We start from the raw sequence: 13,613 nt of genomic DNA on the forward strand, positions 1-13,613 counted from the left end.
AAACAATAATGACATGTGTTTTTTCAGTCCTTTTACCTGAGCGATTGGCAGGGTAGATGCGCCTTCGGTGGTCGTATAGCAATTATAGACATCGTATGACCAATGCGGTTTGATACGAGGCAGATGCTTACAGACTCTCTCCTGAAAAACGCTTTTATTATGAAAGGTTAATCGTATTTTTACAAGCCATCAACCACATTAAAGTGGATAATTTTGGCAAAAATGACTGTTCGAGAGGGCAATCAGTACAATTATCAATAAATAGACGGTTTTTACGTCTGTCAGATTGCAGTGAATGTGGAGCGAATACTGACACCAAAACATAAAGCGACTACTGATAATCGCCCAAAATATGCTAACCTATGGCGATAGTTTCTGATAGGTTGTTTTTATGCATTGCGATATTTATAAATTTCCAAAACATGACGATATGTACGTCTATATTGCTCGCCCTGATTATCCAGATGATACCGATGAGATTAGGGATTGGTTGGGTGTTTTGCCCAAAGATTTCCGTGCAGGCTTAGGCCGTAGTAAGTTTGTTATGCATCTAGATTTGGCAGCCACACCAACGCTGGCCCGTGTTGATAAAGCAGAAGTATTGGCAAAGCTAGAGTCACAAGGATATTTTGTGCAGATGCCGCCGCAAGATGTCATGCGCCGCCAAGCAGAATTACGGGCCCGTGAAGCGCAAGATAATATTTACGACTAGTGTCTTTATTATAAGGCGTTTGCTGCAAGGCTGTTTTAGACAAATCCTTGAGACGAGCTCCTCAGAAAGTAATCAACAAAACGTTTAGTAAACATTTGGTCACATGCATTTTGGTAGAGAGTCGTGATAAACTAGCGGCCTATCAAGTGTGCATGTCGATGATGTATTCGTTGTTACTGATTATAGTAGGGCAGTATCTAGTGTCTGCCTGCAAAAACGAAAAGACGCACAATTTATAAACGCAAATAGTGAAACGCGTATGGACTGGTTAAAAAATATCGTACATCTCTTACCGTTAGAAGCCATCAGTGATATTCTCGGTGAGGTTGCTATTTGGTGGGGGCAGATGGTCAAAGACGTGCCACCTGCCGATTTACCAATGTATGCTTACCTTGGCGGTGTCGTTATCGTATTGGTATTATGGTTGTTGGTCGCTCGTATGCTACCGAAACCACTGGGCGGTATGAGTTGGATGTTACTGTTTGCTGTTTTATTAGCACCTGGCACTGCTCTGAATGACCCTAGTGTATTAGCACCTGCTAGTATTCACGTTGTCTATTCTATTATGATGAAAGATTTTGCTGGTGCGATAGCTGGCATGGTGCCGATATTGGTGGTGTTAGTGGCGGGATTGTTTGTTGGTTTTATTTGGCAACTCATCCGTGGTGCTTTTGAATCGAGCTTAGACAAAGCACGTAGAAGCAGTGCAGAAGATACGCAGGCGACGATGCAGTTGACGACAGGCAGTTATTTGCCAGGAAGTGATACATTAACTGAACAACCTGATGTCACTCCGCAGTCTGGTAAAACGCCTTTAGCAGCTAAGGCCGAAACAGATGTCAGCTTAAAGAAAGACAGTAGCTTAACTAAAAGTTCCAAGGCAGAAAAATCTGATAAGTTATAAAGCGGTTGTTAATAGTAAGTACTTTATAAATAATTCAAAGCGCTGAAATAATAAAATAAGACTTTATAAAAAAGACACCTTGCGTGTCTTTTTTTTTGAGATTTTTTACCCCTCCTGAGAGAGATAGTCGGTTCAATATAATTTGGATACAAGGAAGGCGAGTGAAAGCATTTAGCGTGATGAGAAGTTCATACTATGTTTATTAATCGCGAAGCTTAGCAATCGCGAACGCATGAGTATTTTGGCAATGAACAAGGCTGTGCTAATCTAAATGATAATTTATTTTCCATCGATTACTTTTAATAATTTGATGACTCCTAACAGCCTTAATGTATAACAATAACTGAGACTCGATTATGACCACGACTGACAAGACTAAGAAAAGCTTTACCGGTACCAGTAGTTATATTGCTACTGATGATTTACAGCTAGCGGTAAATGCAGCAATGACGCTACAAAAGCCACTGCTGATCAAAGGTGAGCCGGGTACAGGTAAGACGCTACTGGCAGAAGAGGTGGCAGAGAGTTTAGGTATGCCCCTAATTACTTGGCATGTCAAATCGACTACTAAAGCTGAGCAAGGTCTGTACGAGTATGATGCAGTATCACGCTTACGTGATTCACAATTGGGTGACGATAAGGTCTATGACATTGCCAACTATATCAAGCCAGGCAAACTGTGGGATGCATTCACCAGCACAGAGCGCAGTGTGCTGCTGATTGATGAGATTGACAAAGCCGATATCGAGTTTCCAAATGACTTGCTGCATGAGCTGGATAAGATGTCGTTTTATGTGTATGAAACGGGCGAAACCATTACCGCAGCGCAGCGCCCAGTGGTGATTATTACATCGAACAATGAAAAAGAGTTACCAGATGCATTTTTGCGTCGTTGCTTCTTCCATTATATTGATTTCCCTGAAGAAGAAACTATGCGCCAAATTATCGAAGTGCATTTTCCTGATATTCAAGAAAAATTGGTTAATGATGCGCTCGATATCTTCTATAAACTGCGTGGTATTCAAGGTCTCAAAAAGCCACCATCAACGTCTGAATTGGTCGATTGGTTAACGCTATTGCTTGCTGATGATATGGCACAAGCAGAATTAGAAGAAAACCTGCGTGGTGAAAAGTCCATTCCGCCACTATATGGTGCGTTACTGAAAAATGAAGCCGATGTGAGTCTATTGCAGCGCTTTGCCAATATGATGCGTCGCTAGCCTGTCAGCAGTAGAAGGCGACTTAACTGCCTTGTTATCATGGTTTGAGCTTATAAGCACTAGGCTCAGTCATAACCCAATCAGCCAATAAGTGATGCGTAGCTTATGTTCATAAAACTGTTTTATACCTTGCGTACTTACGGCGTACCAGTCAGTACACGTGAACTGCTTGATCTCAATGCTGCGCTTGAGCAGGGTTTGATGATGCAGCCGCATCCTGAAGATCCAGCACTGACTACTTTTGCTAGCCGCGAAGATATGTATCGGCTGATTCGACTGTGCATGGTCAAAGACGAGCGTCATTTTGATAAGTTTGATCGGGCAATGGCGGATTATTTCGAAGGCGTCGACAGTTTAGATCTGGATGAATTATTGGCCAAGCTGACGGACGTTCCTAAAGAATGGCTGGATTTAAAACTAGACCCAAAAAATCTGACAGAAGAGCAACGTCGACTACTCAAAAAGTATGGCTCGCTAGAGGAGTTAATGAAAGCGTTAGAAGAGCGTCTAAAAGAGCAAAAAGAACGTCATCAAGGTGGTAGCAAATGGGTTGGCACAGGTGGTACTTCACCATTTGGTGCCTATGGCGATCATCCAGAAGGCGTACGGGTCGGCGGTGAATCTCGTAAGCGCAGTGCTGCCAAAGTTTGGGAGCAGCGTAAATATCGCAATCTAGACGACGATAGTCAGCTTGGTACGCGTCAAATTCAGATGGCGCTACGTAATCTGCGCCAGTTTGCACGTACTGGCAGTGCCGATGAGCTTGATATCAAAGAGACCATTAGGCGAACCGCGAAGAAAGGCGTGCTTGATATTCATATGCAGGCTGAACGCCGAAACCGTGTCAAAGTGCTGATGCTGTTTGATGTGGGCGGCAGTATGGATGTTCATGTCGAAGCGCTCGAAAAACTATTCTCTGCGGCAAAAAATGAGTTTAAAACCTTAGAGTTTTTTTATTTTCACAACTGTCTTTATGACTATGTGTGGAAAGATAATAACCGTCGCCATAGCGCACCGATGCCAACCTATGAGCTGCTCAATAAATATGGCCGAGAGTATCGCGTGATATTCGTTGGTGATGCATCGATGTCGCCATATGAGTTGATGACGGTGGGCGGTAGCGTTGAGTATATGAATAATGAGGCGGGTATCGTATGGCTGAAACGGGTACTGGATCATTTTGATAAAGTCGCTTGGCTCAATCCGGAAAATCCTACATATTGGCAATATACTCAAACCATCGTTGAGATCAAAAAACTCGTGGATAACAAGATGTATCCCATGACCTTGCATGGCGTGGAAGAGATGACCGGTTACTTAGCACGATAGTTTTGACGTTCATGCTATAGTCAGTCCTCTATCAACTGGATACGGTGTCAGTCTACTACTTGTAGTACTTTCACTCGCCTTCCTTGTATCCAAATTATATTGAATCGACTATCACTTATAAAATCTATTAAGTCTGATTGAATCCTTATGAAAGCAGCCGTTATGACAACATAACGGCTGCTTTTTTTGTTTAAAAATAAGCAATATGACAATTCGGCATTGGTATGCTGAGTAAAACATGATAACATTCATTTTAAATGAATCTTATAAGTGTTCTTATTTAAGATATTTACTTAAAGATTCTTATCTCCTGTTTTTTAATATATCAATTCGACCACACACTGAGAAACAACATGGCTTCACCAAAAACATTAGAAATCGTCACAGCAACCGTTCCTGTACTTGAAGAACATGGCGTTGCGATTACCACCGTATTTTATAGAAACATGTTTAATGAGCATCCTGAGCTGTTAGATATTTTTAATGAGACCAATCAAAAACTAGGACGTCAACAGACCGCACTGGCTACAACAGTATTAGCCGCTGCCAAGCATTTGGATAAGTTGGCCACGCTATTGCCGCAAGTGACTCAGATTAGCCATAAACATAGAGCGTTACAGATTTTGCCTGAGCATTATCCTATCGTCGGTAAGCATTTGATCGGTGCGATAAAAGAAGTGCTAGGAGAGGCGGCTACTGATGACATCATCAACGCTTGGACAGAAGCCTATGATGAGATCGCTTCGGTATTTATTCAGATTGAACATGGCATGTATAAAGAGGCGATGTGGCAAGGGTTTGCGCCTTTTATAGTGACTGAAAAGGTAGCGGCTGCTACGGATATCGCAGCCTTTACGGTAGTGCCAGTGAACGATAATGAAGACAGTAATCAAGATATTAACCTGAGTAAATTGAAGTTAACCGCTGGTCAATATATTACGGTGAAAACAGATCCAGCAGACAGCGATCATATTGCGCTGCGTCATTATTCTTTATACTCTGCCAGTACCGAGACAGGCATTCAGTTCGCTGTTCGACGTGACAACCGCAATGAGCATCATGGCTTGGTCTCTAACTATATGCACGACCAATTAGAAGTGGGTGACACGGTTTTATTATCGGCTCCAGCTGGTGACTTCGCGCTTAATCAAGATTTGGTACAGCAAAATGAGATTCCGTTGGTATTGATGAGTGCCGGTGTGGGGGTAACACCTGTGCTGTCTATGCTAGAGGCACAAGTACTGGCCAATCCGAAACGACCTATTGTTTGGGTTTATGCGTGCCAAAATGCCACACATCATGCTTTTTCTGCTCAGGTAAATGAACTGCTTGAACAGGCTGAGCGCGTAGAAAAGCATATTTTTTACTTTGAGTCTGGACAGCTATTAGATGCTGCATGGCTTGAAACATTGCCTAAGCCTGCCGATATCTATGTATGTGGATCAATGCCATTTATGGAAAGTATGATTGATGGGTTAGTGGGATTAGATCATGGTGTCGATAGTGTCCATTATGAACCGTTTGGCCCTAAAATGAGCTTGGGTGGTTAAGTTTTTAACATATAGTCGGTGAACTACTAAACCGTTACGGCGTTACCTTCCTTAGATGTACTATTTGTACAATCTGCAGTCGGCTGTCTTGTACCCATTTTAGAGTTCTTTGCCTATAATATTAAAAATAAACGTTTATAAAAAAGCACTTAGCGTGAAATAATCATGCTAAGTGCTTTTTGTGCAATGTAATATGAGAAGAGGTAAGGAGTTGGGCATTAATATTGAAATGTAGATGCGTATTACTCTTTATTTTCAACCACACCAATCATCACACCCATCTCTTTTTTATCATGCTTATCAATGCTAGGTGCATATAATGCCGATGCAATTCCGCCATCTAAAAACAGTGCATTCGGGCAGCTTAAGTTGTCTTTAAATAGGGATGCAAATTGATAAAACGTGACGGGTTCATCGCTATTCACAAACTGTATGCTGCCATCATCACACACGCCTGCACCATTACGAATCTTAAGTGAGGTGCTATCAGGTTTGAACTGTGGATGTATCTCATTATTGATGACCAGCATAGGGCCTGATTGGGTGGCATACCAAGGCTGCGCTTTATCCTCTGTAAGTAACTCATTTAAGGCATTACTTCCTGTAATCTGTACCTTCCCAGACTTATCCCACCACATGACCCCATTGGGTAGCAGGTGAAAATTACCGCCGCCTTCGTTGAGGTTTAATGCACGAACTTCTTTACCTTCAATGATGGTGTAGCCAATCGGTGCATAGTCTTTATTGTACATACCCGCATTCATGGCAAAGCTAAGCGCTTGATTGCTTGGTAATGTCGACATCAAATTATCAAAAGTTAGCAAGGGCTGATCACTCTCAGACTGTTGCCAAAACAACTTTAATGAGTAACGGCCATCAATCAATGCTTCCGCTTTAATACGACAGGCACTATAAGAAAAAGGGGCATCCTGAGACTGGCACGACCAGTTTTCTGTGTCGCTATGAGTGGCAGTAGTATCTATCGGCTGGCAAGCGCTGATACTAAATGAGAGCAGGGCGACTGTGCATAAAGGTAAAGTATGAGAAAAACTTGGCATTAATTATGGGTCTTTTATCATAAGGAAAGAGATATCAGTGGTCATGGCTCACCGATGATGAATCGCTAATGCTTACTCACTGTTAGGTGGAAAGTCGCGAAAGGTATTATTGACATTGCCCATCATGATACCAGTAGTATTATTGTTTGCTTGATCGTTTGTTGCTTGATCGCCCGCTTTTAAAGTTGGCGCTTGCGTTTGTTTGCCTGTATCTCGCGAGTCCTTATTGTAGGCAATCAATGCGTCATTATCGGCAAGGAAGCTATCCGCTGTCGACATCACCCACATCTGATTAAACACGTCTGCACGGGCACTTTGATCAAGTAATGCACCTCTATCGGTGAAATAAAAGAACTTCGATAACAGTTTGATTTGTCCATCTTCTAAACGACGCGCAATATGGTAAGGCTGTAGCTGGCTTGGATGCTGTAAACCGACTGCGCCTACGATACTAGCAAGTGATTTTAGCGTATTCTTATGGAAGCTTGCAACGCGCTCGGCTTTACTTGGGACATCAAGCGCTTTTTGGCGATAAGGATCTTGAGTCGCTACACCGGTCGGGCAAGTGTTGGTATGACAAGAGCGCGACTGGATACAACCGACGGCAAACATAAAGCCACGTGCCGAGTTACACCAGTCTGCACCCAAGGCAATCATACGAGCAATATCAAAGCCAGAGACGATTTTGCCACTTACGCCTAGTCTAACCTTGTCACGAATACCTGCGCCAACTAAGGTGTTATGAACCAACAAAAACCCATCAACCATTGGCATACCGACATTGTCCATAAACTCGACAGGTGCCGCACCTGTACCACCCTCAGCACCATCAATGACGATAAAATCAGGATAGTTATCCATCTCAATCATGGCTTTGACAATCGCCATAAACTGCCATGGCTGACCAATACAAAGTTTGAAGCCAACAGGTTTGCCACCAGATAGTTCACGTAACTGCTGCCAAAACGCCACGAGCTCACGCGGGGTACTAAAAGCGGTATGTGAAGAGGGTGAAATGCAATCTTGACCAAGCGGTACTTGACGCGTGTCAGCAATCTCTTGGGTGATTTTCTCCGCTGGTAGCACGCCGCCTTTACCCGGCTTAGCGCCTTGCGATAGCTTTATCTCGATCATTTTGACTTGCGGATCAACGGCTTTTTCTGCAAAAGACTGTGCATCAAAATCGCCATTGGCATCGCGGCAACCGAAATAACCCGTACCCAATTCCCAAATCAAATCGCCACCGAACTTACGATGATGAGGGCTGATAGCACCTTCACCTGTGTCATGCGTAAAGCCGCCTATTTTAGCACCTTGATTGAGTGCCATAATAGCGTTGGCAGACAAGCTACCAAAGCTCATCGCTGAGATATTGAATACCGACATCTCATGCGGCTGCTGACAACGTTCACCACCAACCATGATTTTAAAGTCTTTATTCTCTAGAGGTTGGCTGACCGCTGATTGTAAAAACCACTCTTTGCCATGCGCATATAGGTCATCTAGCGTACCAAACGCATTGGTATCACTGACGTTCTTAGCACGCTGATAGACCAAAGCACGCTGCTGGCGCGAAAACGGTACTTGTTCTTTATCATCCTCGAGCAAGTATTGACGAATCTCAGGGCGAAAGTCTTCCAACACATAGCGGACATGACCTGCGATAGGGTAGTTATTTAAGATGGCATGCTTGGATTGAATGACATCGTAAATGCCCAAAGCTACCCCAAATCCACCAATGAGAATCAGCCACCAGTTCAGCAATAATAACCCTGCTAAAAACAGAAAAACGGCTGCGGCAAAGGTGCTGTAGCGCAACAGTACACCGATTAAATAGGGCGAATTACTTTTTGGTTCGGGATTTAGATTGGTACGAGATTGGGGCATAGCGAGGCTCGGTAATAAAACATGGAAATTAAAAAACGCGGTAATTATATATAACAGATAAAAAGAATATGTCTCAAGCATCAATACGTATGATGTTGAGAGCAAATAATATTTATCTTAACTTATAATTAACGCGCATATTGTACGGTTATGATATCACGGCTTAGCGATAATTGAGTAAGGTATGATTGTGCCATGACTTTCTCAACAAATCACTCGTACCAAAGTTTTCTGCTCATCAATCGCCTCAAACTTAATGTCAACGGGCAAAAACTGTTCAATTAACCATGCTTGGGTTTCGGTATGTTGGCTGATGACTCGAGCGGTAAACTCGCCACCACCAGATAATGCCAGTGGCAATAGCAACTGGTCTGTTAAGTACTCATCAACCAGCGCATTGGTTTTAAAGAGATAACGTTTAACCAAGCCTGCTAGTCGATTGCCTATTTTCTCAGCTGACGTGCGTTTTTCGCCCAGTAGCGTAAATATTTCGTGATGTAGATGATCGCCACATTCATGAGTAACCTGTGCATAGCACGTATTGCCTTCACCGATACCGTCTAGCTTATTGGCTCTAGTAGTAATAAGTGAGTCATCCACTCCGCTTTCAAGCAGTACGGATTTAGCGCTGGCAAGCTCGCGTTTGCCAATGTCATATTCCAAATTTAGGACGCTGGCTACTAATGCGATATTTGTCAGCGCTCCACGTTCGGTTAGGCGTAGTGGCTTGGCATCAGCACGGCGCATAAACGGGGTAATGGTTGCTTTAATCACGCCGCCACCGATGGGCGCAAAGCCTGCTTGCACACATTCAATATTAACGTGCATGCCTAGTTTCGCCAATGCAGGAACAAATGCCTGCTGCAAAAAGTCCGTGGTTGGTGCTAATGGATTATGCGTACCGCCTTTTATGCTCACTGTTGAGTGGGTACTTTGATCTGTACTAGAAAACAGTAGAGCAGGGAGTAGCGTTTGTAGCACCAAACTGGTACTGCCAGCCGAGCCAATATCAAAATGGTAATCACCTGATCGAATCGCACTCGGCGCAAAGCGAAACGATGTGCTGCCTAACGCTGCGCCTGATACGCTAGCGTTCGATATCTGTTGTGACGCTTGCACGCACATCAAGTGCTGCCGCATTAATCCTGATTTGGCTCGCCCAGCGCGGATATTGGTCATTTCAATGGGTATGCCTGTCAGCATCGATAATGAGAGAGCGGTACGAATGATTTGTCCGCCACCTTCGCCAGTGCTGCCATCTATTTTTAGGGTCGCACGCTTGGTGCTCGCAGTATGGGCACTGGCATTACTGGCGCTTTGGTTGGACATAAAGCTCATTGGTACACTCTCAAAGTTTAATTTTTCGTAAAGCGGGATGTGATTGTTTTATCGTGCGTGCTTAATTCACTATCAATTACTATCAAATAAAAGAGCCTAAAAAATACGGTATGACGCATATTTTTTAGGCTCTGTTCATCTATCAATCTATCTATTAAGGTTTGGCTTTGGATATCAACGTTTAGCTGTTGAATTTTTTCGCTAATAGACCTTTGATAAACGTCACAACAGCAGCGCTGTGCTCAGAGTTTTTGATTTCATCTAATAGCTCAGCTTTTGACATGCTTTGGTATCTTTGTATGTCTTCGCTGCTGATGTTTTTTGCGCTGTCGATCAAGCCTGATAGGCCATTTTCATCGTTATCACCGCCTGTTACAGCGCCTAACATATCGTTCATGTTCATCATGGGTGTTGCCTCATATAAAAGTAATTATCAAATGCTTCAATGTGAAAGTGATTATAAAACTGCGCTGTGGTCACATACCACGCACACTTTAGTTTACCGCATCTATATTCGTTTAGGGGTATTAAAGTCGCCCTTTTTAGATAACGATTATGCGTAGTGAAGATGAGTTTTAGTCAACATTTTCACATTTCTTATGATCAATGGCTTTAAAAATAAGATTGAAACCGACTGTCAGTGTCTGGTGATGAGGTCTAAATAGTGCTGTGTGATAAGTGACAGGTACGAGGCATCAGTAGTAAAAAAAGACGTTTGCCCGCAACGCCAAGTAGCCACTGCAGTATTTGTTCAACCCCCTGTTGTGGAGTGCGGGGTCTTAACACTCGCCCAGTCGGTTCCAAAAGGGTGTTCTATAGTCATTTCACTATAAAAATGGTGATTTAAAAGTAGTGATTTAAAAGAAACTACTCTGCTAAGTCTATTTGCCAGTTATTGGACTGAATGACAATATTGATTTGACGCAGTTTCATGGCAATATCATCCGCTTGCTTCTGTAAACTAGCGACCGACACCATTACATTATATTTAATCTCACGATGGCTATAACGGTCTGTTTCGGTATGCGTGGCTGCTATGGCATCGACCAATAGCTTATGGCGCATCTCTAAGGTATCGCGCTCTACCAGCAGCGTTAGCATCGATTGACCTTTATCCGTTTGAGCAATTGCATTGGTACGGTGAATGCGTTCAATCAGGTTTGACAGCTCAGCGATGGTTTGGCTGGCATCAATCATCAATGTGTTTGGATCCTCAGATGGCGTATCGCCTTCTTGGACTTTAATATTGGCGTTGATACGACCCTTAAGCTGAGCCAGCTTCTTTTGCATATCGCTACGGATAAGCAGGGCTTCTGCGAGTTTCATGGCTTAGTCCTTAATTCCGATTTTTCATTCTAATGAAATGCTTCATAAATGAAGAGGTTATCTCAAGAATAAATTCAACTTCCTCTTCGATAACTTGAGAATCATGTTTGACGTACTCGTTTTGATATTTAGTAAAGTATTCAACTAATTTTACAAACATATTGGCTAGCTCTTTAGAGCCATTATTATTCTTAATAAAAAAACCAATATCGCTAAACTGATTCTCTAGAGATTTTGAGTTTTCTAGTATGTCTTTGACTAATAATTCTAACGATAGTCGCAGATCGTCTAATAAGTTCCTTTCAAATATATTTCCTTTATACTTTTCTAGAGCATTATTATATTGCTCTAAAGACTTAGTATAACCATCTAACCAAAATCTAGTTTCATCTACTAGGATTTCATTAACTGTATCTATGTCGATATTCAAGCTCTTGAAGCGTGTTAATAGCTTTATTTTGAGATCTTTAACTTCAGGTAAGTCTTTGAGTTCCGAATGCTCGCAAAGTTCTTTTATAATTTTAAATTGTTGTTTCGGATCAAATGAGCTTAAGTTTTTCTTTAAAGCATGCCTTTTATTAGGTACTGATGCTGGAAAGGAATAACTTGGATAGGGAATATCAACGTTATAGTCAACTGCGTATGCTGCAAATAAACTAGCAATTTTAGAGCCTGATAAGCCTTTCTCAGTGCTACCTAGAATATCACCTGCTATTTCAATAAATGTCTGAGGAATCATATTTAGCCTTATTTTTTGAATTAATATAGGTCAAAGTACTATAATTAACTGATTTTTTTAAATATTCTGGTTTAGCCTTTAACACAAACCACCTGACGCAGTGTGTGTACCACTTCCACCAAATCACTTTGTGCTTGCATCACGTCATCAATATTTTTATAAGCCGCTGGAATTTCATCAATCACATCTGCGTCTTTTCGACATTCTACGCCCGCAGTCTGCGCGATTTGATCGGCGACCGTAAATACCTTTTTCGCCTCGGTACGTGACATGATACGACCTGCGCCATGCGAGCAAGAGCAAAACGACTCTTCGTTTCCTTTACCGCGCACGATGAATGATTTGGCACCCATTGACCCTGGAATGATTCCGTATTCACCAACGCGGGCACGTACCGCGCCTTTGCGGGTCACAAACACTTCTTCGCCATAATGTTGCTCTTTTTCTACATAGTTATGGTGACAGTTCACCGCTTTTACGGCAGCATCAAACGGCTTAGGTATGATTTGGCGCAGCGCTTTGATGGTTTTTTCCATCATGATTTCGCGGTTTTTAAAGGCAAAGCGCTGCGCCCAACCAACGGCAAACCAATAGTCATCGAAATGCTCTGTACCCTCGGCAAAGTAGGCCAAATCTTTATCAGGCAAGTTGATAAACCACTTGCGCATGTCCTCACGTGCCAGCTCAATAAAGTAGCGACCAATGGCATTACCCACACCGCGTGAGCCTGAGTGCAGCATGATCCAAACTTGGTTGGTTTCATCAAGGCACACCTCGACGAAATGGTTGCCTGTACCCAGCGTACCCAAATGGTTAAGGTTATTGGTGTTTTTTAGGCGAGGGTGCTTTTGGGTTATATAATTAAAGTCATCAACCAGCGTTCTCCAACCGTTCATTACCGTGTCGTCAGGGTTTGCCCACGCACCGACATCACGACGAGAACCGCGACCACGTGTTTTACTACGACCATGCGGAATCGCTTTTTCCAGCTCGGTACGCAGACCAAGCAAGTTATCTGGCAAATCGTTTGCGGTTAGGGTGGTTTGTACCGCCATCATTCCGCAGCCAATATCGACACCAACGGCAGCCGGAATAATCGCTTCTTTGGTGGGCAATACCGTACCGATAGTCGCGCCAATACCGACATGCACATCGGGCATCACCGCAAGCCATTTATATACAAACGGCATTTTTGATGCTTTGATCAATTGGTCGTGTGCTTTTGGATCGACAGGCACGCCTTTGGTCCAAAGTCTGATAGGTGTTCCACCGTCTTGAATGATGTTATGAGTGGTTGGTTGCATGTTGTATTCCTTAGCGTTGCAAAGTTTGTTCATTATTGAAGATAATTCTTACTTTATATAATGCTAAGGGCGTGCCAATTTTTCATAATATCTAAAATTATTTATAAGTGTTTGATATTATTAATTTAAATTATTTAGATTCCACGATTAAAAAATAGGATCGTGAAAATTATATATATAAAATATTCTATTAGTATAGTATTTATTCTATATATCGATATTTTTATCTTATAACGCTCATACTAA

At 42.5% G+C, this 13,613-nt stretch carries 12 protein-coding genes and 1 riboswitch; of the genes, 5 read left to right on the forward strand and 7 right to left on the reverse strand.

Features of this window, described 5'->3' with window-relative positions; translation table 11 throughout:
- Nucleotides 1-14: 14 nt before the first annotated feature.
- Nucleotides 15-154, reverse strand: a riboswitch (glycine riboswitch).
- A 237-nt stretch (nt 155-391) separates the two neighbouring features.
- From I6E84_RS09375 to I6E84_RS09395, 5 genes are all read left to right on the forward strand, one after another.
- Complete coding sequence (locus I6E84_RS09375) at nt 392-712, forward strand: YcgL domain-containing protein (protein WP_110922710.1); 321 nt, start codon at nt 392-394, stop codon at nt 710-712.
- A gap of 259 nt (nt 713-971) precedes the next feature.
- Complete coding sequence (locus tag I6E84_RS09380) at nt 972-1,616, forward strand: hypothetical protein (protein ID WP_197217658.1); 645 nt, start codon at nt 972-974, stop codon at nt 1,614-1,616.
- A 356-nt stretch (nt 1,617-1,972) separates the two neighbouring features.
- Nucleotides 1,973-2,836, forward strand: coding sequence for an AAA family ATPase (locus I6E84_RS09385; RefSeq protein WP_197217660.1), 864 nt, complete (start codon nt 1,973-1,975; stop codon nt 2,834-2,836).
- A gap of 105 nt (nt 2,837-2,941) precedes the next feature.
- On the forward strand, nt 2,942-4,165 hold the full coding sequence (locus tag I6E84_RS09390) for a vWA domain-containing protein (RefSeq protein ID WP_197217662.1): 1,224 nt from the start codon (nt 2,942-2,944) through the stop codon (nt 4,163-4,165).
- Between the two features lie 353 nt (nt 4,166-4,518).
- The gene (locus I6E84_RS09395; protein WP_197217664.1) at nt 4,519-5,715 is read left to right on the forward strand and encodes a globin domain-containing protein; all 1,197 of its coding nucleotides are present in this window, start codon (nt 4,519-4,521) and stop codon (nt 5,713-5,715) included.
- 242 nt (nt 5,716-5,957) lie between these two features.
- On the opposite strand, the gene I6E84_RS09400 is transcribed toward I6E84_RS09395, so the two are convergent.
- From I6E84_RS09400 to I6E84_RS09430, 7 genes are all read right to left on the reverse strand, one after another.
- Nucleotides 5,958-6,773, reverse strand: coding sequence for a phosphodiester glycosidase family protein (locus I6E84_RS09400; protein WP_197217666.1), 816 nt, complete (start codon nt 6,771-6,773; stop codon nt 5,958-5,960).
- A 72-nt stretch (nt 6,774-6,845) separates the two neighbouring features.
- Complete coding sequence (locus tag I6E84_RS09405) at nt 6,846-8,660, reverse strand: FMN-binding glutamate synthase family protein (protein ID WP_197217668.1); 1,815 nt, start codon at nt 8,658-8,660, stop codon at nt 6,846-6,848.
- A gap of 204 nt (nt 8,661-8,864) precedes the next feature.
- Nucleotides 8,865-9,989: an RNA 3'-terminal phosphate cyclase gene (gene rtcA / locus I6E84_RS09410; protein WP_197217670.1), complete on the reverse strand. Its 1,125-nt coding sequence runs from the start codon at nt 9,987-9,989 to the stop codon at nt 8,865-8,867.
- A gap of 190 nt (nt 9,990-10,179) precedes the next feature.
- Nucleotides 10,180-10,404, reverse strand: a complete 225-nt coding sequence (locus I6E84_RS09415) for a hypothetical protein (protein ID WP_197217671.1) — start codon at nt 10,402-10,404, stop codon at nt 10,180-10,182.
- A 461-nt stretch (nt 10,405-10,865) separates the two neighbouring features.
- Complete coding sequence (locus I6E84_RS09420) at nt 10,866-11,324, reverse strand: DIP1984 family protein (protein ID WP_197217672.1); 459 nt, start codon at nt 11,322-11,324, stop codon at nt 10,866-10,868.
- 10 nt (nt 11,325-11,334) lie between these two features.
- Nucleotides 11,335-12,063, reverse strand: coding sequence for a hypothetical protein (locus I6E84_RS09425; protein WP_197217673.1), 729 nt, complete (start codon nt 12,061-12,063; stop codon nt 11,335-11,337).
- 71 nt (nt 12,064-12,134) lie between these two features.
- Nucleotides 12,135-13,367: an RtcB family protein gene (locus I6E84_RS09430; protein WP_197217674.1), complete on the reverse strand. Its 1,233-nt coding sequence runs from the start codon at nt 13,365-13,367 to the stop codon at nt 12,135-12,137.
- Nucleotides 13,368-13,613: the final 246 nt, after the last annotated feature.

Origin of the sequence: Psychrobacter sp. SCQQ22, from assembly GCF_015864605.1 — a bacterium.
In the GTDB taxonomy this organism is placed as follows: Bacteria; Pseudomonadota; Gammaproteobacteria; order Pseudomonadales; family Moraxellaceae; genus Psychrobacter; species Psychrobacter fozii.

What these genes read in the sequence shown, in the direction of transcription:
- I6E84_RS09375 (WP_110922710.1), top strand. Translation starts at nt 392, where the DNA reads ATGCATTGCGATATTTATAAATTTCCAAAACATGACGATATGTACGTC.
- I6E84_RS09380 (WP_197217658.1), top strand. Translation starts at nt 972, where the DNA reads ATGGACTGGTTAAAAAATATCGTACATCTCTTACCGTTAGAAGCCATC.
- I6E84_RS09385 (WP_197217660.1), top strand. Translation starts at nt 1,973, where the DNA reads ATGACCACGACTGACAAGACTAAGAAAAGCTTTACCGGTACCAGTAGT.
- I6E84_RS09390 (WP_197217662.1), top strand. Translation starts at nt 2,942, where the DNA reads ATGTTCATAAAACTGTTTTATACCTTGCGTACTTACGGCGTACCAGTC.
- I6E84_RS09395 (WP_197217664.1), top strand. Translation starts at nt 4,519, where the DNA reads ATGGCTTCACCAAAAACATTAGAAATCGTCACAGCAACCGTTCCTGTA.
- I6E84_RS09400 (WP_197217666.1), bottom strand. Translation starts at nt 6,773, where the DNA reads ATGCCAAGTTTTTCTCATACTTTACCTTTATGCACAGTCGCCCTGCTC.
- I6E84_RS09405 (WP_197217668.1), bottom strand. Translation starts at nt 8,660, where the DNA reads ATGCCCCAATCTCGTACCAATCTAAATCCCGAACCAAAAAGTAATTCG.
- rtcA (WP_197217670.1), bottom strand. Translation starts at nt 9,989, where the DNA reads ATGTCCAACCAAAGCGCCAGTAATGCCAGTGCCCATACTGCGAGCACC.
- I6E84_RS09415 (WP_197217671.1), bottom strand. Translation starts at nt 10,404, where the DNA reads ATGATGAACATGAACGATATGTTAGGCGCTGTAACAGGCGGTGATAAC.
- I6E84_RS09420 (WP_197217672.1), bottom strand. Translation starts at nt 11,324, where the DNA reads ATGAAACTCGCAGAAGCCCTGCTTATCCGTAGCGATATGCAAAAGAAG.
- I6E84_RS09425 (WP_197217673.1), bottom strand. Translation starts at nt 12,063, where the DNA reads ATGATTCCTCAGACATTTATTGAAATAGCAGGTGATATTCTAGGTAGC.
- I6E84_RS09430 (WP_197217674.1), bottom strand. Translation starts at nt 13,367, where the DNA reads ATGCAACCAACCACTCATAACATCATTCAAGACGGTGGAACACCTATC.